This is a genomic window from Halalkalibacter sp. HAAS-P014 (assembly GCF_056619965.1).
In genome coordinates this window covers 29,225-55,563 of the sequence record NZ_JBWQTV010000029.1, presented here as the reverse complement: position 1 = coordinate 55,563, position 26,339 = coordinate 29,225, and the positions used below count along the sequence as shown (strand labels likewise).

20 protein-coding genes and 1 other annotated feature are annotated in these 26,339 nt (G+C 38.8%); of the genes, 2 read left to right on the top strand and 18 right to left on the bottom strand.

All coding sequences use genetic code 11. The annotated features are described in order from the left end of the window. Window positions 1-164: 164 nt before the first annotated feature. Window positions 165-2,807, bottom strand: coding sequence for a valine--tRNA ligase (locus AC1FXZ_RS20720; protein ID WP_480057214.1), 2,643 nt, complete (start codon window positions 2,805-2,807; stop codon window positions 165-167). 46 nt (window positions 2,808-2,853) lie between these two features. Next, window positions 2,854-3,097: a binding site (T-box leader), on the bottom strand. 222 nt (window positions 3,098-3,319) lie between these two features. Here AC1FXZ_RS20720 and AC1FXZ_RS20715 point away from each other — a divergent pair. Continuing rightward, entirely contained in the window at window positions 3,320-3,532 is a 213-nt protein-coding gene (locus AC1FXZ_RS20715) for a hypothetical protein (protein WP_480057212.1), read from the top strand. Window positions 3,533-3,622: 90 nt separating this feature from the next. On the opposite strand, the gene ysxE is transcribed toward AC1FXZ_RS20715, so the two are convergent. The 9 genes from ysxE to hemA form a co-directional block, all read right to left on the bottom strand. Continuing rightward, window positions 3,623-4,642 carry a spore coat protein YsxE gene (gene ysxE / locus AC1FXZ_RS20710; protein WP_480057210.1) on the bottom strand — a complete coding sequence of 340 codons (1,020 nt, stop codon included), beginning with the start codon at window positions 4,640-4,642 and terminating at the stop codon, window positions 3,623-3,625. Beyond that, the gene (locus tag AC1FXZ_RS20705; RefSeq protein ID WP_480057208.1) at window positions 4,639-5,547 is read right to left on the bottom strand and encodes a hypothetical protein; all 909 of its coding nucleotides are present in this window, start codon (window positions 5,545-5,547) and stop codon (window positions 4,639-4,641) included. Before AC1FXZ_RS20705 ends, ysxE begins: the two co-directional genes overlap by 4 nt. 16 nt (window positions 5,548-5,563) lie before the next feature. Beyond that, complete coding sequence (gene spoVID, locus AC1FXZ_RS20700; RefSeq protein ID WP_480057206.1) at window positions 5,564-7,006, bottom strand: stage VI sporulation protein D; 1,443 nt, start codon at window positions 7,004-7,006, stop codon at window positions 5,564-5,566. A 227-nt stretch (window positions 7,007-7,233) separates the two neighbouring features. Beyond that, window positions 7,234-8,520: a glutamate-1-semialdehyde 2,1-aminomutase gene (hemL, locus tag AC1FXZ_RS20695; protein WP_480057204.1), complete on the bottom strand. Its 1,287-nt coding sequence runs from the start codon at window positions 8,518-8,520 to the stop codon at window positions 7,234-7,236. Between the two features lie 14 nt (window positions 8,521-8,534). Further along, window positions 8,535-9,518 (bottom strand): porphobilinogen synthase, encoded by a 984-nt coding sequence (gene hemB, locus AC1FXZ_RS20690; protein ID WP_480057202.1) that lies wholly within the window; start codon window positions 9,516-9,518, stop codon window positions 8,535-8,537. After that, on the bottom strand, window positions 9,518-10,306 hold the full coding sequence (locus AC1FXZ_RS20685; RefSeq protein WP_480057200.1) for a uroporphyrinogen-III synthase: 789 nt from the start codon (window positions 10,304-10,306) through the stop codon (window positions 9,518-9,520). Before AC1FXZ_RS20685 ends, hemB begins: the two co-directional genes overlap by 1 nt. Next, the gene (gene hemC, locus AC1FXZ_RS20680; protein ID WP_480057198.1) at window positions 10,303-11,238 is read right to left on the bottom strand and encodes a hydroxymethylbilane synthase; all 936 of its coding nucleotides are present in this window, start codon (window positions 11,236-11,238) and stop codon (window positions 10,303-10,305) included. The genes AC1FXZ_RS20685 and hemC overlap by 4 nt, the downstream gene beginning before the upstream one ends. 270 nt (window positions 11,239-11,508) lie before the next feature. Then, window positions 11,509-12,324, bottom strand: coding sequence for a cytochrome C assembly family protein (locus AC1FXZ_RS20675; protein ID WP_480057196.1), 816 nt, complete (start codon window positions 12,322-12,324; stop codon window positions 11,509-11,511). An 18-nt stretch (window positions 12,325-12,342) separates the two neighbouring features. Further along, a complete protein-coding gene (gene hemA, locus AC1FXZ_RS20670; protein WP_480057194.1) occupies window positions 12,343-13,722 on the bottom strand; it encodes a glutamyl-tRNA reductase in 1,380 nt (459 codons plus the stop codon). Window positions 13,723-14,042: 320 nt separating this feature from the next. On the opposite strand from hemA, the gene AC1FXZ_RS20665 reads away from it, so the two are divergent. Further along, window positions 14,043-14,519 (top strand): LiaF transmembrane domain-containing protein, encoded by a 477-nt coding sequence (locus AC1FXZ_RS20665; RefSeq protein ID WP_480057192.1) that lies wholly within the window; start codon window positions 14,043-14,045, stop codon window positions 14,517-14,519. A gap of 71 nt (window positions 14,520-14,590) precedes the next feature. On the opposite strand, the gene yihA is transcribed toward AC1FXZ_RS20665, so the two are convergent. The 8 genes from yihA to leuC form a co-directional block, all read right to left on the bottom strand. Next, window positions 14,591-15,196: a ribosome biogenesis GTP-binding protein YihA/YsxC gene (gene yihA / locus AC1FXZ_RS20660; protein WP_480057190.1), complete on the bottom strand. Its 606-nt coding sequence runs from the start codon at window positions 15,194-15,196 to the stop codon at window positions 14,591-14,593. A 1-nt stretch (window position 15,197) separates the two neighbouring features. Continuing rightward, window positions 15,198-17,519 (bottom strand): endopeptidase La, encoded by a 2,322-nt coding sequence (lon, locus tag AC1FXZ_RS20655; protein WP_480057188.1) that lies wholly within the window; start codon window positions 17,517-17,519, stop codon window positions 15,198-15,200. Between the two features lie 123 nt (window positions 17,520-17,642). Further along, a complete protein-coding gene (lonB, locus tag AC1FXZ_RS20650; protein ID WP_480057186.1) occupies window positions 17,643-19,307 on the bottom strand; it encodes an ATP-dependent protease LonB in 1,665 nt (554 codons plus the stop codon). A gap of 179 nt (window positions 19,308-19,486) precedes the next feature. After that, window positions 19,487-20,761 carry an ATP-dependent protease ATP-binding subunit ClpX gene (clpX, locus tag AC1FXZ_RS20645; protein ID WP_480057184.1) on the bottom strand — a complete coding sequence of 425 codons (1,275 nt, stop codon included), beginning with the start codon at window positions 20,759-20,761 and terminating at the stop codon, window positions 19,487-19,489. 586 nt (window positions 20,762-21,347) lie between these two features. Further along, entirely contained in the window at window positions 21,348-22,640 is a 1,293-nt protein-coding gene (gene tig / locus AC1FXZ_RS20640) for a trigger factor (RefSeq protein WP_480057182.1), read from the bottom strand. Window positions 22,641-22,764: 124 nt separating this feature from the next. Beyond that, window positions 22,765-23,823 (bottom strand): tetratricopeptide repeat protein, encoded by a 1,059-nt coding sequence (locus AC1FXZ_RS20635; RefSeq protein ID WP_480057180.1) that lies wholly within the window; start codon window positions 23,821-23,823, stop codon window positions 22,765-22,767. Between the two features lie 359 nt (window positions 23,824-24,182). Beyond that, complete coding sequence (gene leuD / locus AC1FXZ_RS20630) at window positions 24,183-24,761, bottom strand: 3-isopropylmalate dehydratase small subunit (RefSeq protein ID WP_480057178.1); 579 nt, start codon at window positions 24,759-24,761, stop codon at window positions 24,183-24,185. 11 nt (window positions 24,762-24,772) lie between these two features. After that, window positions 24,773-26,191, bottom strand: a complete 1,419-nt coding sequence (gene leuC, locus AC1FXZ_RS20625; RefSeq protein WP_480057176.1) for a 3-isopropylmalate dehydratase large subunit — start codon at window positions 26,189-26,191, stop codon at window positions 24,773-24,775. Between the last annotated feature and the right edge of the window lie 148 nt (window positions 26,192-26,339).

The window sequence follows — 26,339 nt, the reverse complement described above, 5'->3', positions numbered from 1 at the left end:
ACCAGAGGGTGAGGTGGTTGGCAATCTTCCATTTATGATTTATTTCTTAACCCTTAGAGAGAAAATAATGTAAAAAGAGAAACCCCACTAAAAAAAGTGGGGTTTCTCGACAATCTGAGACCCCAATATATTGGGGCCTTTTTCTATCCATTTCATTTACCCTATTACGCTTTTAACTCTGCAATGCGAGCTTGTACAGCTTCTCGTTTCGACGCATAGTCTGCTTGCTTTGCTTTTTCTTCTTCAATTACTTTTTCTGGTGCTTTGGCAATAAAGCCTTGGTTGCCGAGTTTTTTCTCAACTCTTTCTACTTCTTTATTGAGTTTTTCTAGCTCTTTTTCTAAACGGGCAATCTCAGCATCCAAATCTAGTAAGCCAGCTAGTGGCATATATAATTCAACACCAGATAAAACTTGTGACATCGACTTCTCTGGCGCCTTAACATTTGTGCCTACTTCAAGTTTGCTTGGATTACAGAACTTTTCAATATAACTTTGTCCTCGAGTGACTTGCTCTAGTACACGATCGTCTTTTGCATTTACTAATAACTCAATTTGTTTACTCATTGGTACATTCAACTCTGCTCTTGTGTTACGTACAGAACGAATCATCTCTTTTAAAAGCTCCATATCTGCAACTGCGTCTTCAAAGATGAATGCTTCATTTTTCTCTGGCCAAGCTGCTACAGTGATTGATTCGCCATGATGCGGCAAATGTTGCCAAATTTCCTCGGTAATAAAAGGCATCATCGGATGAAGCAAGCGCATCGTTTGATCTAACACATAAGCTAATACAGACCTTGTCGTTTTCTTTGCCTCTTCATCTTCACCATATAAAGGAAGCTTCGCCATTTCAATATACCAATCACAAAAATCATCCCAGATGAAATTATAAAGGAGACGTCCAACTTCACCGAACTCATAAGAATCTATTAAGCGTGTCACATCAGCAATTGTTTCTTGAAGACGTGTTAAAATCCACTTATCGGCAATCGTTTTCTCCCCAGTTAGATCAATCTCATCATATTTTAAACCTTCCATATTCATTAAGGCAAAACGTGAGGCATTCCAAATCTTATTCCCGAAGTTCCATGTTGATTCGACTTTTTCCCAGTAAAAACGCAGGTCATTTCCCGGGGAACTGCCGGTAGATAAGAAGAAGCGCAATGAATCTGCACCGTATTTGTCGATAACATCCATAGGGTCGACGCCATTGCCAAGAGATTTACTCATTTTTCTTCCTTCAGAGTCTCGGACAAGCCCATGAATCAGGACATCATCAAATGGTCTCTTGCCTGTAAACTCTAGTCCTTGGAAGATCATTCTTGATACCCAAAAGAAAATGATGTCATAACCAGTCACCAACACGTTCGTAGAGTAAAAACGCTCGTAATCTGGCGCTGCTTCATCCGGCCAGCCCATCGTTGAAAATGGCCAAAGTGCTGAACTGAACCACGTATCAAGTACATCTTCATCTTGCTTCCAATTCTCTACATCTTCCGGTGCCTCATGCCCTACATACACTTCACCTGTTTCTTTGTGATACCAAGCAGGAATGCGATGGCCCCACCATAATTGTCTAGAAATACACCAGTCACGGATATTTTCCATCCAACGTAAATATGTTTTTTCAAAGCGATCTGGAACAAAGTTTACTTTTTCCTCTGATTTTTGCAAATCAATCGCCGCATCTGCCAGTGGCTGCATTTTAACAAACCATTGTGTAGATAAATAAGGTTCAACGACAGCTCCACTACGCTCAGAGTGGCCAACTGAATGCATATGTTCTTCGATTTTGAAAAGGATTCCCTCGTCTTGCAAATCTTTAACAAGCTGCTTTCGGCATGCAAAACGATCCATCCCTTGATACTTTCCAGCCTTCGCATTCATTGTTCCATCTTCATTCATAACAAGAATTCGCTCTAGATTATGGCGATTCCCAATTTCAAAGTCATTCGGGTCATGGGCAGGCGTAATTTTCACTGCACCAGAACCAAACTCCATATCAACATAATCATCAGCTACAATTGGAATTTCGCGACCAGTTATCGGTAGGGTCACCGTTTTGCCAATTAAATGCTTATAGCGTTCATCCTCTGGGTGAACAGCAACAGCTGTATCCCCGAGCATCGTTTCAGGACGGGTTGTAGCCACTTCAATTTGACCACTTCCATCTGTTAAAGGGTAATTCATATGATAGAACGCCCCTTGAACATCTTGATAGATCACTTCAATGTCTGATAGAGCCGTCTTTGTATCTGGGTCCCAGTTAATTATGTACTCTCCACGGTAGATTAAGCCTTTTTCGTATAGTTTTACAAATACTTCACGTACTGCTTTTGATAAACCTTCGTCTAACGTAAAACGCTCACGAGAATAATCAAGTGATAAGCCCATTTTTGACCATTGATTGCGAATAAAACTAGCGTATTCTTCTTTCCATTCCCATGATTTCTCTAAAAACTTTTCACGACCCAAATCGTAGCGACTTAGTCCTTCTTCTTTTAATTTCCCTTCAACTTTTGCTTGAGTGGCAATCCCTGCGTGGTCCATTCCCGGCAGCCAAAGCGTATCATACCCTTGCATTCGCTTCACTCTAGCAAGGATATCTTGTAACGTCGTATCCCAAGCATGTCCAAGATGTAATTTTCCTGTTACATTTGGAGGTGGAATAACGATCGAATATGGTTGTTTTGATTCGTCTCCAGTTGCCTCAAAAAATTTGCCATCTTTCCAAAATGAATACCACTTCGCTTCTGTTTCTTGTGGATTGTATTTCGTTGGCATCGTTAGCTTTTCTTCACTCATCTTTAAATCCTCCTTAAAATAGAACAAATAAAAAAAACTCCTCCATCCAAAGGACGAAGAAAGTTCACTCGCGGTACCACCTTTGTTTGCAGCGCAAAAACAACATATGCACTACACACTTAAACTGATAACGGTCAGTCTCCGACCTAGCTTACTTTTAGTATGATTATACTATTTCAGCTAAGCTGCTCCTAGGCGACATTCAAATCGTACATCTTAAGAAATCTCTCAGCTATTGATTTCTCTCTCTTAAAGGTTCCGACTTTACTCTTCCTAATCTGCGCTTTCATTTATTGTGTCTATATTTTAGCTCGAATCGTGCGTATTCGTCAATAACAGCATCGTCCATTTTTTTCAATTGTATACTAAAGGGAACTAAATAAAGGGCTCTTTTCCCTTTATCAGTTCCTTTTTTCGATGGACTCTTTTCAGCTGCCTACTAGTTTGTAGTATCACATCAGTTACACTCCTGCATATCGTAATATATGGAATCTAGAAAGTGAGGTGTCACGATGCGTCGGCGTTTCAGGCGTTATCATAATCATTTCCACCATCATAATCGTCCACGTTGGTGGTTGAAAATACGAGCGATCTTCGCTCAAATACTCATTCCCCTCATCTGCTTTCAATTATTGCGTACACTTCTTCTACCAACAACGTTTGATGTTATATTGTTAACGATTATGATTGTTATGTACTTCTCAATTAGCTTACGGCTAATCTAAATAAAAAAGAGCCAGACTCACAAGAATCTGACCCCAAAAACAGTGCTATACGTGAAGCAGGGGCAGATTCTTCGTTTTGAGACAACCCCTCTAAGATTGTTCTGGTTGTTGTTCCAACGTGGCCATAAGCTTTTGCGTCAATCGTTGTACTCTACGCATTGCCGTTAGGCGCTTTTCAAGTCGTTGGACATGCTCAAATTCTCTCATACTGCCTTGCCTTCCAATATAGGCATCAACGGCAAATGCAATTGGCTCAGGAAAGTTTAGATAGGCGCAAATCAAGTGTTTCTCTTCTTCAAGAAGCGGAAGATGCCGTTCGTAATTGACAAACCATTGCAATATTTCTTCTTCTACCCAATATGCGTGTTTGAAGCTATACCTACAGAAACTAGCCAGTTCACGTGAAGGTGTATCAATGGCAGCTCTCTCGAAATTGAGTAAAAGTGGCTCGTTATCATGAGTGAAATGCGCATGTGTGCGATTAACGCGACCATGACAAAGTACTGTACGGTACTTTCCTTTTTCCAAGCAACGTTCATACCATTTTGTTAGATGATTCGCTCCTGCTTCAGCCATTTGATCAAGCATATAAGCATGAGTTAAAAAAGTGAGTTCAAAGGGAGACATATAAGTCTTTCGTTCCGCCTGGTCAGCAAATTTCCTTAACTCAAGCCTCCTCATTTCCCACCGTCTGAGTAACTGATTATAGGCTTCTTCAACTTGCTCTTTTAAAAATGGCTGTGTGTTCACCGTTAAGTGATGAATAATGCCTAGTTGGGAAGCTAACTTTTGTTCTTTTGTTTCTTTTGCTCTATACTCTCCAGCTTCCATCCATGGCATAAGGTAATACGTATGCGTTCCTGTAAATAACGTATATTCACCATACTTTGTTGGAATAACAGGAACAGTTTTATTATAGCCCAGTTTGGTAAGCTTTCTTAAAGCTTGAATGAATTCATCGGCTTGTTGAGGTCCCATCCTAGTTTCTTTTAAAGCATAGACTCCGTGATGCGTTATGATTTTTTTTATCTTTCCGAAATCTTCAACCGACTGTGGATAAAGATCATAATAAAAGAGCACAGAATCATACGGCGATTGTGCTTGGATCATGGAGTTAACACCTTCTTCTTATCAATTGTTTCACTAACGATTTGAACTAACTCTTTAGAGAGTTCCCACTCATTCGTTATTTTCTTCAATGTTACGTCAACCTGTCGATTCGTTGGGTTCTCTTCAACTAATGTAACAAGAGCATCAAGTTCGTACGCCTTTAGACATTCGGTTAAGATGAGGATCGCTTGTTCTTTTGTCATGTGTTCACTTTCAAACAATCCAGATAATAACCGTTCAAGTGATTCTTTTCCATATTCATCAAGCCAATTTAGGAGAAACTGGCGCAAAGAATAGTAGCCTCGCTCTGGATAGTTCTCCGATCCAATCCAAACAATGACCTCATACACCTTCTTAGCTTGTGTAGGTGACGTAATGGGATCAAGCATTGGAGTTTTCTCATTTTTTACGTTTTCTCGCAGTGCGTTTACCTTTTCCATCCGGTGATTGGATTCACTCAACAATGAACGTACAAATTGCCTTTTGCTTTCTTCTAGGTAAGACAAGTTCGGATAAAGATTGCGAAACTGAGGCTCCTTTTCAGGAATCGTATCAACCATGGTCCGGGACTGGGTTCCAAATTCAATCATCTTTGCAATTAGCATCCCAATTTTCTCTTCCGACTTATTTACTTGGACCGGTTCTTCAACTTCATCATGAACACTCACCCAACCATCTTTCCAAGTAAGTACAGGTTCCTGCTCCTTACTCCTTATCATGCGGTCGGCTAGCATATACGGCGTAACACTCACATGGTCACGCCATTTAATATGCCAATCAAGGAGGGCTTTATCGGACCAATAGCGCAACCTTTTTCGACCTTGTTCCGTCTCGATTAATGCTTCATTTACAAATGTAATGTTTCGCCATTGATAGTTCTCCTTTAGCCAATCCAACAATTCCATACCGCTTCTCCTTTATTTAAGAGTCTGTACCTGTACTAACTGGAATATAAAGTATTTGCCCTTCTTCTATTTGCTCGCCTTGCAAGCGATTCATACGCATAATTTGACTCGTACTAATTTCGTAACGATCAGCAATTGTGTCAAGAGATTCATTTTCTTGGATAATGCACATTCTCCATTTTGAAAATCTCTCTTCACCTTTTGAGAGCATTTTTGTTAAATATAGGGCATTTTCTTCACGAGGGGTTGGGGCCTTCTCTTCTGCCTCAGCTGCTCCCTCATTTTCTGAACTAGTTTCTAAAATCGCTTCATTAACAACTTCTTTTTGGGCCCCCAAATTAATCTTCGTTTCTCGTTGAGTTTGGACCTCTTGAACCTCTTCTACATTTTCTGTAGTTTCCAGAACCGGTTCTTCTGTTTCAGCAGAACTAGCAGTAGGTTCATTTGCTTTTACCTCTTCTACTTCTTCTACTTTTTCAGTTTCTTCTGCAGTTTCGGTTTCAGATGCAGCTTTTGCATATACATCTTCACGCGATTCATTTGAAGTCACTTTTGTTTCCTCCTCTTCCTGTTGCGTAAATCTTGGTGTTGGTGGAGCTTCTGCAAAAGCAGGTTGTGCAGTGGTCGGCTGATGAATTTCCTCTACTTGGCTAGTTTCAGGTACAACCTTTTCTGCTTGTAAATCAACTTCAGGACGCTTTTTTGCTTCGAATGTAAAAGCTGTTGATACTTGTTCTTCCTTTGAAGCTTGATTTTGTTCTAAAGACTCTAGTTCTTCTATAGTTTCTTCCTTTTGAATTGTAACTTCTTTGTTCGGTGCAGTTTGAGCGAGTATGTCTACTTCACTTTTACGAAATTCATATTGTTTGTTCGTATCCACTTCTCTAGTACTCAGTTCAGGCTGTTCAATCGGAGTAGCATCTCGTTCTGGCACTTCCGGTTGTCTACTACTTAGTTCATCTCTTTGTGCTGCTTCTTCTATTTCCTTCTCCACTCTTTTTTCATACGTTTCTTGTTGTTGAGTCATACCTGAAATACTTATATCTGCTGTTAATTGTATGCAACTCTTTTCTGGAAGGTCATAGTCAAAAGAATCTACTTCAACATAGACATCATCCAAATTTTGAATTCGACTGAGTGGAATGGTAACATCGATTGGGAAAAAGTGTTTAATTTGCCCAGATCCATCATCTGATATCGTCACATCTCCTGCAGAACGAAAAGATACTTGCTCCATTAGCGATTGCGTAGGATTAACTGATGATTCTTTCGTACCAGTAGGACGATATTCTCCAACGAGACGTAAGCCCCCTCTAATGTAAACATGATGATCTTTCTCTTCAATAACAATTTCAGGCTCAAGAGACATACCTAAAATCTCTTCTACTTCTTGACCTTTATTTAACCAAACCGATTCCTCAATCGAAAATGATAACTTAGACGGGTGTTCTTGTGTCACGCTGCATTCCTCCTCAACATATTCTCTATCTTCTGTTACGGTCATAGTCAGTACAATACCAATCTATGACAAGTTCCCTTTCAATATGCAAAAAAAGAAAAAGAATCAAACCAAAAACCGATCATGAGTACCTTGCGATTAAAGCCATAACGGATGGTTTATAGTCATAACAAAAAAGCCTATTCACTACTAGGCTCATGGCATAGTAAGCAAACAGGCTTTTCAAGTTATTTTAATTTCGAAAAAGCAACTTCTGCTGCTGCAATCGTTTGATCAATATCTTCTTCTGTATGTTTCGTTGATAAAAACATTCCTTCAAATTGAGAAGGTGGAAGAGAAATTCCTTGATTTAGCATTTCTCGGAAATATTGAGCAAAGTAATCAAGGTTTGACGTTGATGCTTTTTCAAAATTTGTTACCTTCTCATCCGTGAAAAAGAACCCAACCATCGATCCAGCACGATTAATTGTATGTGGTATTTCATATTTTTTTGCAGCGTTCGATAAACCAGTTGCTAACCGATCAGCAAGCAGTTCAAACCGATCATAATCTGCTTCCGTTAATTGTGATAAGGTTTCGTATCCAGCTGTCATTGCAAGTGGGTTTCCGGAAAGGGTACCAGCTTGATAAATAGGACCACTTGGTGCAATTTGTTCCATGATTTCACGTTTTCCACCATATGCACCTACAGGTAACCCACCACCAATCACTTTACCAAGACATGTTAAGTCTGGAGTTACTCCAAGAGTACCTTGAGCACAATTGTAGCCAACACGGAATCCTGTCATTACTTCATCAAAAATAAGCAGTGTTCCGTTTTCTTCTGTAATCTTTCGAAGTTCTTCTAGGAAACCTGGCTCTGGAGGAACAACCCCCATGTTGCCAGCTACTGGTTCCACAATAACACCAGCAATGTCATCACCAAATTCTTTAAACGCATAACGAACACTTTCTAAATCATTGTAAGGGACCGTTAATGTGTTTTGGGCAACCGTTTCAGGTACACCTGGGCTATCTGGCAAACCAAGTGTTGCAACTCCTGATCCAGCTTTAATTAACAAAGAGTCACCATGGCCATGATAACAACCAACAAACTTCAAAATTTTATTGCGACCAGTATATCCTCTAGCAAGACGCAGTGCACTCATAGTCGCCTCAGTTCCTGAGTTGACCATTCGTACTACTTCAATAGAAGGTACACGCTCAATGACAAGTTCAGCAAGTTTCGTTTCAAGCTCACTTGGCGCACCGAAACTTGTTCCTTTTTCTGCAACTTCCTTCAATGCAGCAACTACTTTCCGATCAGCATGTCCTAAAACAAGAGGGCCCCACGATAAAACGTAGTCAATGTATTCATTTCCGTCGATATCATAAATCTTTGCCCCCTCACCTCGTTCCATATAAACCGGATCCATTTTTACCGATTTAAACGCACGCACTGGACTGTTTACTCCACCTGGCATTAATGGCTTTGCTTTTGCAAATGCTTCCTTAGACTTTGTATATGTACGCATGTCGTTCTCCCTTCTTATCTATCTTCTAGTAACCAACGAACAGCATCTTTGGCATGATACGTTAAAATTAAATCTGCACCGGCACGTTTCATGCTTGTCAATTTTTCAAGGACGATTTCTTTTTCATTAACCCAGCCATTTTCACTCGCTGCTTTTACCATTGAGTATTCACCACTCACGTTATAAGCGACAATGGGCAAACCAGAAAAATCCTTAACTTCTCGAATAACATCTAGATAAGAAAGTGCTGGTTTTACAATTAAAAAGTCAGCACCCTCTTCCATGTCAGATTCAGCTTCACGCAATGCTTCCAAACGATTTGCTGGATCCATTTGGTATGTTTTGCGATCACCAAACTTTGGTGAACTATGAGCTGCGTCACGAAACGGACCGTAAAAAGCAGATGAATATTTCACTGCATAAGACATGATCGGTATATCAGTAAAGCCAGCTTCATCCAAACCATGACGAATCGCTGCAACGAACCCGTCCATCATATTGGATGGTGCAATAATATCCGCTCCTGCTTTTGCTTGCGAAACGGCAGTTTTTGCAAGTAAATCAAGAGTTGGATCATTTAGCACTTGGCCCTCTTCAATTACTCCACAGTGACCATGATCAGTAAACTGACATAGACACGTATCTGCAATCACAGTTAAATCAGGTTGTTTCTCTTTAATTTGGTGTATTGCCTTTTGGACAATGCCATGATCGTGATAAGCTGACGAGCCAACTTCATCTTTTGTATCTGGCACGCCGAAAACAATTATAGAAGGAATTCCAAGTTGTACTACTTCTTCAACCTCTTGATCAAGTAAATCTAGAGACCATTGATATACACCTGGCATTGAAGGAACTTCATTTTTTACATTCGTCCCTTCTGTCACAAAAATTGGATAGATAAAATCTTCTTTATGTAGCTGTGTTTCTCTTACCATATTGCGAATACTTGTACTCTTACGCAGTCTACGATGACGACGAAACGTTAAATCTTTCATTAGTCTTTTCCTCCTCCTGCGTGTTTTTCAATTTCTGTTACTAAATGTTCAATCGTATATGTATGTGGAACAATCGATACGTTAAGTCCGTACTGCACTGCAGTTTGAGCAGCAATTGGGCCTATGCACGCAATCACTGAATGCGATTTAGTTGGGTCTTCTTTTAATAAAGGAAGTAAGTTCATATAATGATGAACGGTCGATGAACTAGTAAACGTAACATAATCTATGTTTTCATATGTTTGACAAACAGTTTCCAGTTGCTCTTTGGCTCCTTCAGGAAAAACGGTTTTATAAATGGGTAAATCTACTACATCTGCACCTTGATCAACCAATTGGTCAATTAGTTTCTTTCGACCTAAGTTTCCACGTGCGACGATTATCTTATCCCCTTGTCTAATTTCCCCGATCAGGGCATCAATTAATCCTTCAGCAACATATTCTTTTGGAACAATATCTGCTTTTAGCCCAAAGCGATTAAGCTCCTCTTCTGTTTTCTCACCAACAACCGCTATTTTCAAAGAAGAATGATCTAACTCTTGTTCTGACTTTTGCACTTGCTTCATAAAGAAGCGAACTCCATTTGAACTAGTAAAAATAAGCCAATGATAGTCTTTGATTTGATCTATGACTTTTTGCATTTGCTCAGTACTATTTGATTGAAAAGCAATCAGTGGGACTTCAATTGCTTGTCCACCATGCTTTTCAATCAATTCTGTTAAGTCATGGGCTTGTTCCTTTGCTCGCGTAACGAGAACCGTTTTACCAGCTAAAGGCCCTGTATTCATCCCTCATCCAGCTCTTTCTTCACCTGATCAAGAATTTCTTTTGCACCTTGGTCTAGAAGCAGTTGTGACGCTTTCTCACCAACAGTAACTGGGTCTTCTCCACTCACTTTTTCTTTAAGCAATACCTTACCGTCAGGAGAGCCTACTAAAGCTGTTAATTCTACCTCATTGCGATCATTTATAACTGCATATCCAGCAATTGGAACTTGACATCCACCTTCCATACGGCTTAAAAATGTTCGCTCAGCAGTGACAGTACGAGCTGTATAATCATTGTTGATGTGCTGTAAAAGTTGAATTAGATCCTCATCATCTGAACGACATTCTAAACCAAGTGCACCTTGCCCAACAGCAGGAACACACAACGTTTCATCTAGATATTCTGTAATTAAATCTTCAGGAAATCCTAAGCGCTTAATCCCTGCTACTGCTAAGATGATTGCATCAAACTCTTCTTCCTTGAGCTTTCTTAGCCTGGTTTCTACGTTTCCACGAATCCATTTCACCTCAAGATCAGGTCGTGCAGCTAAGATTTGAGAAGAACGCCTTAAACTGCTTGTACCTACAATTGCACCAGCCGGTAGGTCAGCAAGCTTAACGTGATTATTGGAAATAAACGCATCACGAGGATCCTCACGTTCAGTAATCGCTGCAAGCGCAAACCCCTCTTGTAATACTGATGGGACATCCTTCATACTATGGACAGCTAAATCGATTTCACCATCGGCAAGTGCTTGCTCAATCTCTTTCACAAACAATCCCTTACCTCCAACTTTCGAAAGAGTTACATCGAGGATTTTATCTCCTTTTGTTACGATTTTCTTCACTTCAAACTCATAAGGCAAACCTGTTTTTTTCAGTTGATCAATAACCCAATCTGTTTGCACAAGAGCTAAGTTGCTTTTTCTTGAACCAATCACAATTTTACGCATAACTTCCTCCTAGTTATTATTACAAAGTATCAGATAGTATCAGAAAAAGGGTAAACCGTCCTTTTTCATTAAACTCGCAATGGCTCCTCTCATTGCTTAGAAGTATCAGAAAAAGGGTAAACCGTCCTTTTTCATTTAAACTCGCAATGGTTCCTCTCACCGGGCGCCTTTTTGACAAAACCAGTCAAAAACGCTTAACTTCTTTACGGTGGTTCCACTCATTGCTTAGAAGTATCAGAAAAAGGGTAAACCGTCCTTTTTCTGATACTTCTAATACCATATATGGAAGGTGGAGTATTGGCTGGATAGGAAGTAGTTGATTAGAAGGATAAGGAATCCTGCTATTCCTAGTAAAGCCATATTGTATCCTCTCACATACTTAACGACCCTTTGATAAATATATACTGCATAGATTAATAAGACAATTAATGAGCTTATTATTTTTGTATCATACAATGGTACATATGTAAGTTGGCTATGGGCCCAAATGAATCCAAGGATGAGCCCTATGAATAAAAAGGGCCAAGCAATGATAATTGCGACAAATGAAAATCTGTCTAATTTTGACAGTGCTCCAAATCGAGGCAATCTTTTTCCGAACGTCTTTCGCTTTAACATTTGGTGTTGGATTACATACATAAGTTGACAGGCAAACGAAAATGTAAAGGCAACATATGAGAGCATTATAAATGATATGTGGATAACAAGTAGTTCTGAAGCAAGTAAAGCAGAGAGCGCTTCAGGTACATCGCCATCTGGGGTAAATAAACTAAAGGCCATCATACTATACCCTACTACATTTGTAAAAAATACGAGAAAATCCACTCTAAAAAACCAGTTAATCGCAAGAGAAAGAGTGACAACTAACCATGCATAGAAAAACAATCCTTCAAAAGGCGTCAATAATGGTACGCGATCTAATTCTAATGCTCGAACAACAAAAAACACCGTTTGCAAGACCCAAACAATAGAAAGCAACCAGAAAGCCATTATATTGACCTTCCGGTTGTGCTGTAAGAAGTCAACGAAGTACCCAATCAAACTAATACTGTACAAAACAATCGTAATAGGATAAATCCAGTTCATTCCTACGCCCCTTCTTTCTTAAGAACGGACAACAGCTTTACGTTGTCTTGATACGTTTACGTATTCTTGTTTTTGATTCTCCCATTGCTTCTCGGCTTTTTCAATTCGAACTTCTTCTTCTTGTGAAGCTAACTCATCTTCTAGTGCAAAAATCTTCGTAAACATTTCCAACGCTTCATCAGCATCTTTGTCGGCTGCTAACTCTTTAACTTTTGTAATTGGGTCACGTAATAGCTGATTGACAATACTTTTTGTATGCTTTCGTAACACTTTCATTTCGCGCTCTGATAAATTAGGAAGCTTTCGTTCAATGCTTTCCATTGTTTCAGCTTGTACAGTAAGTGCTTTTGTGCGAAGGGCCGTTATAATTGGCACAACTCCAAGTGTATTCAGCCACTGTTGAAATTCATCAATTTCTACTTCGACCATAATCTCAATTTTCTCAGCTTCACGCTTACGTTCAGCTAGATTTGCTTCAACAATATTTTGTAAGTCATCAATATCATAGACATATACATCATCGAATTCAGCTAACGCTGGATCTAGATCGCGAGGCACAGCGATGTCAACCATAAAGAGTGGACGCCCTTTACGTTTTTTCATTGCACCAGCCATAGAATCCTTCGTGATCACAAAATCTCGAGCACCCGTTGAACTAATCAATACATCTGCTTCTACTAACACCTGCTCTAATTCAGCAAAAGGACGCGCTTGTCCGAGGAATCGTGCTGCTAGTTCAGCAGCCTTAGCTTCAGTACGATTAATAACTGTGATCTGATCTGCTCCATTTGCATGTAAATGCTTTGCTGTTAATTCACTCATTTTACCTGCACCTAGAATCACAACATGTTTACCTGAAAAGTCACCGAAAATGTTCTTTCCAAGTTCAACTGCCGCATAACTTACTGATACAGCATGAGCACCAATCTCTGTACCTGTATGGGCTTTCTTAGCGAGCGTAACAGCCTGCTTAAATAACTGATTAAAAATAGTGCCTGTTGCCTTTTGTTCTTGTGCTAATAAAAAGGAATCTCTAACTTGTCCTAGAATTTGTGTTTCTCCTAAAATCATTGAATCCAATCCACAAGCAACACGGAACAAGTGCTCAATTGCATGATGATCTTCACGAATATCTAAATAAGGGATGAACTCGTCCTTAGGCAGATTAAACCAATCTGCTAAAAAAGATTTCGTAAAATGACGACCTGTATGCAATTGATCCGCGACAACATAAATTTCTGTCCGATTACAGGTCGAAATAATTGTACACTCTAAAATACTTTTCATTTTGCGCAATTTTGCCAGCGCATCTGGTAGTTCTCCTTCTTGGAAAGAGAACCTCTCTCTTAATTCGACAGGAGCCGTTTTATAGTTGAAGCCTACAACAAGAATGTGCATCCTGACGTTCACCCCCAAGTTAAAATATCCGTTATTCTTTCTATATCTAAATAAATATCACAATTACTAAACCAACTATAGAATTTCTATCATTATAACTTAGTACATTATAACATGTCTAATGTAGCAGTCCAAAATAAATTGTGAACAGATCTTGAAGCATGTGCTATCATGTTATTATTCCTTAAATGTATTAGTTGACAAAACCATACTATTCCGTTATTTGCTATTCTAACCAAACGATTAACGAAGTATGAAATCTTGTTTAAATTTGGTATTTTTAAATGATTATTTAACGAGTATATAACAAGGAGGGACATATGAGGACACAACGTATCTTTCCTGGCGTTTTGCTTATTGGTGTTGGGTGTTATTATCTTCTTCAGCAATTTTCTATACCGTTTCAAGAACAACTTCTTAGCTGGCCATCTATTTTGTTCGTGTTGGGAGTTGCCTTTCTATTACAAGGTTATGTAGGTCGAGAATATTCAATGATTTTTCCAGGTGTTTTGTTATTTGGATTAGCTATACAATTACACCTTCATTCAATCCTTAGTTTTTGGCCCAATCATTGGGGCATATACTTAATTATCGTAGGTCTTGCTTTTATTCTTTCAGCTAAAAAACTTAAAAATGAAGGTATGATTCTTGGCATTTTATTTATTATCTTTTCCATTCTTAGTTTTGCTTCTATTAATCCATTTATTTGGTTGTATGATGCCTACACCTTTCTAAGCTCTCTCTGGCCTATTTTGCTCATTGGCATTGGGATCTTTCTTCTTTTCAAAAGAAAATAAGCTCGATGAAAAAGAAAAAGGAGCAGTATCAAAAGGGTAAAAACCAACCTTTTGATACTGCTCTTAAGACTTTACTCTGAAACACTTTCCTTCTTGGAGACATAATGCAAAATAGTCTTCCATACCTGTTCTTTACCGTGTGCAGTTTCCGAAGAAAAGAGCAACAATGGGTCAGATTCTTCTTTCTCTAACTCTTGTTTAATAATTTTTAAATGTTTTTGCCATTTTCCTTTTGGGATCTTATCGCTTTTTGTCGCTACAACAATGACCGGAATGTCAAAATGTTTTAGCCAATTGTACATCATTTTATCGTCGGCTGATGGTGGGTGGCGAACATCAATAATTTGAACGACCGCTTTTAACTGATTACGATCTTGTAAATACGTCTCAATCATTCGTCCCCATGCATCTCGCTCTGATTTGGGTACTTTAGCAAACCCATATCCTGGTACATCGACAAAGTATAGCATCTCATTAATTTCATAAAAATTTAAAGTCTGAGTCTTACCTGGTCGTTGCGACGTACGAGCTAAGCCTTTTCGATTAATCATTTTATTAATAAACGATGACTTCCCTACATTCGAACGGCCAGATAAGGCAATTTCCGGCAGTTGTGATGTGGGATATTGTTCTGGTTTTACTGCAACATGTGCTAACTCTGATTTCGTTACTTTCATTCTACTCTCCTAACGCATGCTCTAAGACTTCATCTAGGTGAGACACAAGAATGAATTGTAAGTCATTTCGCACGCTTTCTGGAACATCTTCTAAATCTTTTTCATTTTCTCTTGGAATAAGTATCGTAGTTAGGCCAGCACGGTGGGCACTCATAGACTTTTCTTTTAAACCACCAATCGGCAGAACACGACCACGGAGTGTAATTTCACCTGTCATCCCAACTTCTTTTCTCACCTTACGTCCAGTTAGGGCTGATACTAAAGCTGTTGCCATTGTAATCCCAGCCGATGGACCGTCTTTTGGCGTTGCCCCTTCAGGAACATGAATATGAATATCATTTGTCTCATTAAAATTAGGGTCAATGTTAAGTTCAGCAGAACGTGAGCGAATATAACTAAAAGCAGCTTGTGCTGACTCCTTCATGACATCTCCTAACTTTCCTGTAAGAGTTAGCTTCCCTTTCCCCGGAGCAATAGACACCTCAATTGAAAGCGTGTCTCCTCCCACTGTAGTGTAAGCTAGTCCAGTTGCTGCCCCAACCTGATCTTCTTTTTCTGCAAGTCCATATCTAAATCTTGGTTTTCCAAGCATTTCTTCTACCGTTTTTTCTGTCAGAATTACTTTTTTCTTTTCAGCCGTTACTATCTTCTTCGCTGTTTTCCGGCAAAGGTTTGCTAACTGGCGTTCAAGATTTCTAACACCAGCTTCACGAGTATAATAGCGAACTACCTTTTTGATTGCCTCATCTTTCATTTGAAGCATCCCTTTTGTAAGACCATGATCCTTCATTTGTTTTGGCAGTAAGTAGTCTTTGGCAATATTGATTTTCTCAAGTTCTGTATAACCAGCAAGAGAAATAATTTCCATACGGTCAAGCAAAGGTCCTGGAATCGTCCCGATATTATTAGCCGTTGTAACAAACATTACCTTTGATAAATCGTATGGCTCCTCGATGTAATGATCACTAAACGTATTATTTTGTTCTGGATCCAATACTTCTAGCAGTGCCGAGGACGGATCACCTCTAAAGTCATTAGCCATTTTATCGATTTCATCTAATAAGAAAACAGGATTTATTGAACCTGCTTTTTTCATCCCTTGAATTAACCGGCCTGGCATCGCTCCTACATAAGTCCGTCTATGACCACGGATTTCCGCTTCGTCACGAACCCCTCCAAGAGAAATACGGACAAACTTTCGATTTAACGAGCGTGCAATTGACTTAGCTAATGATGTCTTTCCGACACCTGGAGGTCCCGCTAAACAAAGAATAGGCCCTTTTAACTCACGAGTTAATTGTTGTACAGCTAAATATTCAAGTATGCGCTCTTTCACTTTTTCAAGACCATAGTGATCCTCATCTAAGATCTCTTCAGCTCGAATCACATCTAATTGGTCTTCCGTTTCATACGTCCATGGTAGTTGAATTAGCCAATCTAAATAATTTCGTAACACCGAGCTTTCAGCTGAATTCGCTGGCATTTTCTCATACCTGTCCAGCTCCTTAAAGAATTTTTCTTTAACCGACTCTGGCATTTCGATTTCTTCAGCTTTTTCTCGTAACGTGGACACTTCTCCCGTACGACCTTCTTTATCACCAAGTTCTTTCTGAATGGCTTTCATCTGCTCGCGCAAGTAATATTCTTTTTGCGTTTTTTCCATCGATTTCTTAACGCGTTGACTAATTTTCTTCTCTAATCCAAGAATTTCTTGTTCGTTATTAAGTATTTCAATTAATTTTAAGAGCCGATCTTTAATCGAACTGATTTCAAGAATTTCTTGTTTTTGTGCTAACTTAAGTGGTAAATTGGCAGCAATAACATCTGCAAATTGTCCAGCTTCATTAATATCTTTCACACTTGCTAACGTTTCTGCAGACACTTTTTTCGATACCTTGGTATATTGTTCAAACATTGTAAGTAGGTTTCTCATCAACGCTTGTATTTCCGGTGTCAGTATAGCATCCTCTTCAGTAATTAATTCAGCTTCAACTTCTATAAAATCTTCCTGTTCTACAAAATGATCAATTCGAGCTCGCTGCAACCCCTCAACATGAATACGAACTGTTCCATTAGGAAGTTTTAATAGGCTTTTTACCTTTGCCAACGTTCCTATTTCGTAAATTTCTTCTTCAGTTGGGTCATCTATTGAAATTTCCTTCTGGGTTGCGAGCAGAATTTGATGATCTGTCTCCATCACCTGTTCTAACGCTTGAACGGATTTCGGTCTTCCCACATCTAAATGAAGAACCATTGCTGGAAAAACCAACAACCCGCGTAACGGTAGAAGCGGAATTTGTCGTCTCTCATTTGTTTCGACCATCCGCGTACACCTCCATCTCCAATACATCCTTATTCCTTCAACCAAATCAGTTAGTATAATCTGGCATTATTACCAAAATAACTTGAATGATTCAATTTTATCTTATCAACATATGTTTGTCTATTAAACAGGCGCGATAGATGTATTCAGTTCAGTACTTGCCGGAATCGTTTCTTCTTCTTCTTCCACAATGGCAAGTTTTAAAACATCATCTAAATGCTCTACTGCTATCACTTCTATACCTGAAATGGTCTGAAGTAATGCTTGTTCATTTTCTTTTGGAATAATGACTGTTTCAGCTCCAGCCAGCTTAGCAGCTTCCACTTTCGCAACGACACCACCAATTGGCTTTACTTTTGCGTGAATCCCTAATTCTCCTGTCATGGCAACTGTATTTTTTACTTTTTCTCCTCTGATCGCTGAATAAATACCCGTTGCAATTGCAATTCCTGCCGATGGCCCATCTACTGGTCCACCACCGGGGAAGTTTACATGAATATCATAATCTTGAGTTGGGATTCCCATACGTCTCAACACAGTTACTACGTTTTCAACAGAGCCTTTAGCCATACTTTTCCTTCGGATTGAACGCATTTGATTTCCCGTGCTTTCCTCTTCGGCAATACCAGTTATATTAACGGAACCTTTACCTGGATTCTCAATAACGTTTACTTCTATCTCCAATAAAGCACCTAAATTAGGACCATATACCGCTAATCCGTTAACAAGCCCAATTGCTGAATCATTGTGAATATTCTTTTCTGGTCTTGGAGCAATTTGGCTTGCATGAAGTACCCATTCGACGTCTGCTACTGTTATTTCCTCGCGCCCTTCTCCTGTTGCTACTCCTGCCGCAATTTGAACGATATTAACTGCTTCACGTCCATTCGTTGCGTATTTCGCAATTCGCTCGATCGCACCTTCTTCAGCTGAAAATTGTATTTTTTTCGTTGCCTTATCAGCAATTTTTATAATTTCTTCTGGCTTTAATGCACGGAAATATACCTCTAAACAACGAGAGCGTATTGCTGGTGGCAGTTCTTGAGGAGTTCTTGTTGTGGCGCCAATCAACCTAAAGTCAGCTGGCAATCCTTTTTGAAAAATCTCATGGATATGCCTTGGGATTTGTTGATTTTCTTCACTATAGTAGGCACTTTCAAGAAACACTTTACGGTCTTCTAGCACCTTTAATAATTTGTTTAGTTGAATTGAATGTAATTCACCAATTTCGTCAATAAAAAGCATGCCTCCATGAGCTTTTGTAACTGCACCATGTTTGGGTTGAGGAATTCCTGCTTGTCCCATCGCACCAGCACCTTGATAAATAGGATCGTGGACAGACCCAATTAATGGATCTGCAATCCCTCTTTCATCAAAACGTGCTGTTGTACCATCAAGTTCTACAAATACAGCATCGTGTGAAAATGGAGACTGCGCATTTCTTTTTGCTTCCTCTAAAACTAAACGAGCTGCAGCTGTTTTTCCAACACCTGGTGGTCCGTAAATAATAACATGCTGAGGATTAGGTCCACATAATGCCGCACGTAATGACCGGATCCCTTCTTCTTGTCCGACAATATCATCAAATGAGATTGGTCGAACTTTTTCAGACAGAGGTTCACTTAAAGATATAGACCTCATCTTTTTTAGTTCGTCCATCTCTTTTCTCGATTCGCGATCAATTGATACTTTTTGATTTCGCTGACTTTTTAATAAATTCCAAAAGTAGACACCAATGATAATACCAAAGAAAAGTTGTATCACCAAAGCAATTCCTGTCCAGTTCATGATGAAACCTCCCAGAAGTAGTCTTTTTGTTTCCCTTAGTATGACCGGGAAAAACAACACTAATCAAAGAAACTTTTGAGAATGATTGGAGAATTTCAACATGATTTTTGTTCGTATGCCTTATTAAAGGCCATTTACAACTGAAAGAGCGAATCCCCTTGGATTCGCTCTTTCCATTATTATGCACTTTCCTTTGGTTCTGTTTGAGACAAAGTAATTTCTTCACCGTCGGCTGATAATAATGTCGGTGGCTCCTCATCTGTAACACATTTGTCGTGAATAATACACTTCACAATATCTTCTCGTGACGGAAGATCAAACATAACATCAAGCATCAATGTTTCGATAATCGAACGCAGACCACGGGCACCCGTTTTGCGCTCAATTGCTTTATTAGCTATTTCACGTAAAGCTTGTTCTGTAAACTCAAGTTCTACATCATCAAGCTCTAATAATTTTTTATATTGTTTCACAAGTGCATTTTTGGGTTGTGTTAAAATTTCCACTAAAGTATCTACATCAAGTGGCTCTAAACTTGAGATAACTGGCAAACGACCGATAAATTCAGGAATTAAACCAAAACGCAATAGATCTTCCGGCAATACCTTACCTAAATATTCACCCGGTTTTAAATCATCTTGTTTCACTTCGGATCCAAAACCAATTACTTTTTTACCAAGACGACGCTTGATAATTTGTTCAATTCCATCGAAGGCTCCACCACAGATGAAGAGAACATTTGTTGTATCAATTTGAATAAATTCTTGATGTGGATGTTTACGTCCACCTTGAGGAGGGACGCTAGCACTTGTACCTTCTAAAATTTTCAGAAGGGCTTGTTGTACACCTTCACCCGAAACATCTCTTGTGATAGACGGGTTTTCAGATTTACGTGCTACTTTGTCAATCTCATCAATATAGATGATGCCTTTTTCTGCTTTTTCAACATCATAATCAGCTGCTTGGATTAGTTTTAAAAGAATGTTCTCAACATCCTCCCCAACATAACCAGCTTCTGTTAAAGATGTAGCATCAGCGATCGCAAATGGCACATTTAAAATACGAGCCAATGTCTGAGCAAGAAGTGTCTTTCCACTACCAGTAGGCCCAATCATACAAATATTACTTTTTGCTAATTCAACTTCATCCGATTTAGATAATGAGTTAATGCGTTTATAATGATTGTATACAGCAACTGATAATGACTTCTTCGCGCGATCCTGTCCAATAACATAGTCATTTAATATTTGTCTAATTTCATTTGGTTTCGGAACTTCTTGAAACTCTACTTCTTCTTCTGTACCTAATTCTTCTTCCACAATTTCCGTACATAGTTCAATACATTCATCACATATATACACGCCAGGTCCGGCGACTAGCTTGCGAACTTGATCTTGTGTTTTTCCACAAAAAGAACACTTAAGTTGTCCTTTTTCTTCATTAAACTTAAACATTCAATCTTCACCCCTTAGAAAATATTGTACCATCCTCATGCAAAGCTGCCTAAATATAGGCTATTTTCTGAATGGACACGACAATACATGATAACTACGATCAGATAAGTAAACAAGACTAAATAACCGTATGTCTCGTCATTGTATCATATAAACGCTTAGATCCCTAAAGATAACTCTTATTCTTCCGATTACGAGTATACTAAGAAACAATTATAATCTGATTTAAACTAGAAACTGAGCTAATTCTAGAATCTGCACCTCCAAGCCCTCAAAAGTAACGGAATCCTATGTACTAGTTATTCTGATTAGACATAGAAGACGAGCAATCAAGGTTGATTACTTCATTTTATGTATGGATTAGTTATACATTCAAGATTAAGCTATAAAAATCCTTTTTCTTGAACAAATTTCATTACATAGCTATTTTTGCCTGTATCCATTCTTTTAATAAGCTTGTTCAATTCTTGTACTCCCCATACATTTATATTGAACAAGTAGCATGCCCTTTCCTCAAGAAATCGAAAAACAAGGCACGATCAATTCGCACCTTGTTTCCAATAAAGTAACACTACTTATCAAATTCCTACGCTTTTTTGCTGTTATCGACAAGAAATTCAACAGCTTTTTGTACTTTAAGATCGCCTTTAAGACCTTCAAGACCACCTTGAGCTGCAAAAATATTTTTGATTTCTTCAGCAGAACGTTGGTACATTTCAGCCATTTTCTCAATTTCTTTGTCTACATCCTCATCACTAGCTTCGAGATTTTCTACATTTGCAATTGCTTCAAGGGTAAGATTTACACGCACACGCTTTTCTGCATCTGTCTTAAATTGCTCACGCATTGCTTCTTCATCTTGACCTGAGAATTGGAAGTACATCTCTAAGTTCATACCTTGTGTTTGAAGACGTTGTTCGAATTCCTGAAGCATACGATCAACCTCTGTAGTGATCATTGCTTCTGGAATATCTACTGTAGTATTTTCAGCTGCTTTTTCTACTACTGAATCACGAACAGCATGCTCAGCTTGGTGCTCTTTATCTTTTTGAAGTTTATCTTTTAGTTGAGTCTTAAGCTCATCTAACGTTTCTACTTCTTCATTTACATCTTTAGCAAACTCATCATCAAGCTCAGGTAATTCTTTACGCTTGATATCATGGATTTTCACTTTAAACGTTGCAGCCTTACCAGCTAAATTCTCTGCATGGTATTCCTCTGGGAATGTAACTTCTACGTCTTTTTCTTCTCCAGCTTTTAAGCCAACTAACTGCTCTTCAAAACCTGGAATGAATTGACCTGAACCGATTTCTAAAGAATAGTTCTCAGCTTGTCCACCTTCGAACGCTTCACCATCTACAAAGCCTTCAAAATCAAATACAGCAGTATCTCCGTTTTCGATTGCTCCATCTTCAACTACTACAAGTTCAGCTTGACGCTCTTGAAGTTGTTTTAGTTCTGCATCAACATCTTCATCTGTTACTGTTGTATCTTGTTCTTCTACTTCAAGACCTTTATATTCACCAAGCTCAACTTCTGGTTTCACGGTTACTTTTGCCGTAAATACTAAAGTAGCACCTTTTTCCATTGTTTCAATGTCAATTTCTGGACGGTCCACTGGCTCAATTCCAGCTTCCTCAACTGCACCAGCATATGCTTCTGGTAGTAAAATATCTAGGGCATCTTGATAAAGTGATTCAACACCATATTGCTTTTCGAATAAAGAGCGAGGTACCTTTCCTTTACGGAATCCTGGTACATTAACCTTTTTAACAACCTTTTTGAACGCTTGATCAAGAGCAGCGTCAACTTTCTCAGCTGCTACATCAACTGTAAGGACGCCTTCATTTCCTTCTAACTTTTCCCATTTTGTAGTCATATACTTTCCCTCCAACTTATACACATCTTCGTTTCCGAACGATAGATTTCTTCTATGATCTTTGACAACCACTCTAGTATAACATAACACTAGATCAATTCAAATAGTTGATCCAAGCCCAGGCCTACGTTTCATCCTGTTTATTTAAAGAATTATGAACATCAATTTGATAGACGGAAGTTTCTAATTTCTTCACTTCCTTGATTTTCTCTTCAAATAATTGATCTTTAAATTGATAACGCTCTATTAAATCTTCAACATCTTCTTCTAGACCGATCCGTTCGGCAGCACAAAAATAAAAAACGTCTCCCCATAGCATCTCATCATGTGGCTCTGGTAAAAATGGAAAGAGCGCCCAAAGGTGTGTCCAGCATAATTGCTTAGAGATTTCATATAAAAGAGGATCTTTATGCTCAAGTTTTTCGCTTATGTAATCTATTACCTTTTCATGAAATAATTGGAATGACTGACTGTTTAATTCATTAGGAATAACAGTCATCTTTCTTCCTTGTTTTTCAATATGTATGCTTTCCTTACAATCCTTTTCTTGTAACGCCTTCAATGCAATACTTTGGAGCACATAATCCCGTTTTTCTAGTTTAAGAAAACCAATTAATTCTCTAGCAGCACTCGGATGTTCAACATTTCGTAAATGCTGAAGCGCTTTTGACTGAAGCTCTAATGAATCAGAGTAAAGCATATTACTAATCTCTACTGGAACAGGTTCATCATGAGCATCATGCTGATTTCCCCAATCTTGATCACCTACCATCTGTCTGCTAAAATGCAAAAGTTGATAAAGAGATTCTGCATATTGAGAAGGAAACTGATTCTCTGAAAGCACTGCATCAAGCATATCCACTACTTCTTGATATTTTCCTAATTGTACAAGTAATGAGATGTGGACTTGCAGATTGTCAAAATAGTCTCCAATACCTTCTTTCAATAAACTATTTGTATGCTCCACAGCTTCTTCCAACCGACCTAATTCAACTAAGCTTAACATTTTACCAAACATAACTTGGGGATTATCTGGTTCATGTTCTTCTGCTGATAAAAAGAAGTCATAAGCTGATTTTCCATCCTTTTCTTTTAAAGCATCCATTCCTTTTTCAATCAGGCGCTTAACAAGACCAGGGTATAATATAACCTTCTTATCCTTTTTATGTTTTCGTTTATCCACTGGTACCGCCCCACTCTTTATATGAGTTATTTTGGCATGTTCAAAAAGCGGCTGACCTCTTTGTTACCTATAATAATGATACGCCTTAAATATTAGTCTCTTTTTGAACTCACAAAAAAATTCCTTCCATGCTTTCATTTAAGTGTAGCAGCTCCAGCCATTCATTACAATCTATCGTATAATACTGCATTACAAGTATAACCGTTAATTTCAGCTCATAAAATTGGGATTCACGATAATCTATAAAAAATGACCTTCTTAAATCACAATCGCCACTTACAGAAAAAGGTAATTCAAGGCTGTACGAAGTTACGCTTTAACGGTTCGTTTTTTAGCCTAGAATTACCTAATTGATGAGATTATGCCTTCTGTTCAAATGCTAAGATGTCATCTTCGTACTTTAATGTTAGCCCGATTTCATCCCAACCATTTAAAAGCATTTCCTTCCAATATGGATCAATTTCAAATGTTGCTTCAAATCCATCCCCAGTTATCGTTTGATCCTCTAAACTCACACTCAGCTCAAAAGAACTGTCCACTCCTTTAGTTAGGAGTTGTTTCACCTTTTTCTCATCTAATCTAATTGGAAGCATTCCATTTTTTACACAGTTATTATAAAAAATATCAGCAAGACTCGGAGCAATAATGACTTTAAATCCATAATCTTGCAAAGCCCACGGTGCATGTTCACGAGAAGAACCACAACCAAAATTGTGTCCTGCTACTAAAATAGTTGCTCCTTGATTATGCTCCTGGTTCAACTCAAATTTCGGATTAGGTGAACCATCCGGAAGGAAGCGCCAGTCATAAAATAAAAACTGCCCAAAACCTGTTCGCTCTACTCGCTTTAAAAATTGCTTAGGAATAATCTGATCTGTATCAACATTTACTCGATTCATTGTCGCAACTGTACCTTTATGATTAACAATCGGTTCCATGTTACTCCCCCCTACTGTGTTACTTTTTGTTGCTTCCACTCACGGATATCTACAAAATGGCCAGCAATTGCTGCTGCAGCTGCCATCTCAGGGCTCACTAAATGAGTGCGTGATCCCTTACCTTGACGCCCTTCAAAGTTACGATTTGAAGTTGACGCACAACGTTCTCCTTCTGGAACAACGTCAGGGTTCATACTCAAACACATACTGCAACCTGAGCTACGCCATTCAAATCCAGCGTCAATGAAGATCTTATCAATTCCCTCTTCTTCTGCTCTTTGCTTAACTTTTTGTGAACCTGGTACAACAAGTGCACGTACATTCTCTGAAACTTTTTTGCCTTTTATGACATTAGCAGCAGCCCGAAGATCACTTAGTCGTGAATTCGTACAAGAGCCGATAAACACATGTTGAATTTGAATTGCTGAAATTGGCGTCCCAGGTGTAAGCTCCATATATTCCAAAGCTTGTTGAATAGCACGTTGGTCAGTTTCTGTTTCACCATCAGTTGGAGATGGAACAGTTTTTGAAATTCCAAGACCTTGTGATGGATTTGTACCCCAAGTTACCATTGGTTCAATTTCAGATGCATCAATTGTCACAACACGATCATATGTTGCTCCTTCGTCTGTCGCTAATTGTTTCCATTCTTCTACTTTTTTAACAAAAGCATCACCCGATGGAACATTCTCTCGACCTTCTAAATAATCAAATGTCACTTGGTCTGGACTAATTAAGCCAGCTTTAGCTCCAGCTTCTATTGACATGTTACAAATCGTCATACGTTCTTCCATCGTCATTCCACGGATGGCTTCGCCAGTGAATTCTACGACAGAACCTGTACCAATACCAACTCCAAATTTAGAAATAATCGCTAAAATCACATCTTTAGCAGAAATTTCTGGTGACAACTTACCTGTTACACGAATCTCTAATGTTTTCGGTTTAGCTTGCCAAAGCGTTTGAGTCGCTAAAACATGCTCCACTTCACTCGTTCCAATCCCAAAGGCAAGTGCTCCAAATGCTCCATGTGTAGACGTATGACTATCACCACAGACAATTGTTTTTCCTGGTTGAGTTAAGCCTAACTCCGGCCCAATCACATGAACAATACCATTTTCAGGATGTTCAAGGTCAGCAAGCTCAATACCAAATTGCTTACAGTTTGCCTCAAGTGTCTCCATTTGAGTTCTAGCAATTTGATCTGAAATATCATAACGATTTACCGTCGGAACATTATGGTCCATTGTAGCAAACGTCAAGTCTGGTCTTCTCACTTTTCGATTTGCTAGTCTCAATCCCTCAAATGCTTGTGGAGATGTTACTTCATGGACCATGTGTAAATCGATATAGAGTAGACTTGGCTTGCCTTCTTCTTTTAATACTTCATGCGATTCCCAAATTTTTTCTATTATCGTTTTAGGTGCCATTTGTTGCTCCCCCTGTCTCTCTATGAATTTTTTAGATTAGAAGCTGACTCATAAAACTCTAATCCTAGTTAACTTGTGAAAAACACTGTAGTATACTACCATGCTTTCGTAACTAGGATTAGATGTAAGGTTATGAGTCACTCCTCGT

What these genes read in the sequence shown, in the direction of transcription:
- hemL (WP_480057204.1), bottom strand. Translation starts at nt 8,520, where the DNA reads ATGCGTACATATACAAAGTCTAAGGAAGCATTTGCAAAAGCAAAGCCA.
- AC1FXZ_RS20685 (WP_480057200.1), bottom strand. Translation starts at nt 10,306, where the DNA reads ATGAATACAGGGCCTTTAGCTGGTAAAACGGTTCTCGTTACGCGAGCA.
- tig (WP_480057182.1), bottom strand. Translation starts at nt 22,640, where the DNA reads ATGACTACAAAATGGGAAAAGTTAGAAGGAAATGAAGGCGTCCTTACA.
- lonB (WP_480057186.1), bottom strand. Translation starts at nt 19,307, where the DNA reads ATGAACTGGACAGGAATTGCTTTGGTGATACAACTTTTCTTTGGTATT.
- yihA (WP_480057190.1), bottom strand. Translation starts at nt 15,196, where the DNA reads ATGAAAGTAACGAAATCAGAGTTAGCACATGTTGCAGTAAAACCAGAA.
- hemA (WP_480057194.1), bottom strand. Translation starts at nt 13,722, where the DNA reads ATGCACATTCTTGTTGTAGGCTTCAACTATAAAACGGCTCCTGTCGAA.
- AC1FXZ_RS20665 (WP_480057192.1), top strand. Translation starts at nt 14,043, where the DNA reads ATGAGGACACAACGTATCTTTCCTGGCGTTTTGCTTATTGGTGTTGGG.
- ysxE (WP_480057210.1), bottom strand. Translation starts at nt 4,642, where the DNA reads ATGATCCAAGCACAATCGCCGTATGATTCTGTGCTCTTTTATTATGAT.
- AC1FXZ_RS20715 (WP_480057212.1), top strand. Translation starts at nt 3,320, where the DNA reads ATGCGTCGGCGTTTCAGGCGTTATCATAATCATTTCCACCATCATAAT.
- AC1FXZ_RS20720 (WP_480057214.1), bottom strand. Translation starts at nt 2,807, where the DNA reads ATGAGTGAAGAAAAGCTAACGATGCCAACGAAATACAATCCACAAGAA.
- AC1FXZ_RS20675 (WP_480057196.1), bottom strand. Translation starts at nt 12,324, where the DNA reads ATGAACTGGATTTATCCTATTACGATTGTTTTGTACAGTATTAGTTTG.
- leuC (WP_480057176.1), bottom strand. Translation starts at nt 26,191, where the DNA reads ATGGCACCTAAAACGATAATAGAAAAAATTTGGGAATCGCATGAAGTA.
- hemB (WP_480057202.1), bottom strand. Translation starts at nt 9,518, where the DNA reads ATGAAAGATTTAACGTTTCGTCGTCATCGTAGACTGCGTAAGAGTACA.
- leuD (WP_480057178.1), bottom strand. Translation starts at nt 24,761, where the DNA reads ATGGAACCGATTGTTAATCATAAAGGTACAGTTGCGACAATGAATCGA.
- hemC (WP_480057198.1), bottom strand. Translation starts at nt 11,238, where the DNA reads ATGCGTAAAATTGTGATTGGTTCAAGAAAAAGCAACTTAGCTCTTGTG.
- lon (WP_480057188.1), bottom strand. Translation starts at nt 17,519, where the DNA reads ATGGTCGAAACAAATGAGAGACGACAAATTCCGCTTCTACCGTTACGC.
- clpX (WP_480057184.1), bottom strand. Translation starts at nt 20,761, where the DNA reads ATGTTTAAGTTTAATGAAGAAAAAGGACAACTTAAGTGTTCTTTTTGT.
- AC1FXZ_RS20705 (WP_480057208.1), bottom strand. Translation starts at nt 5,547, where the DNA reads ATGGAATTGTTGGATTGGCTAAAGGAGAACTATCAATGGCGAAACATT.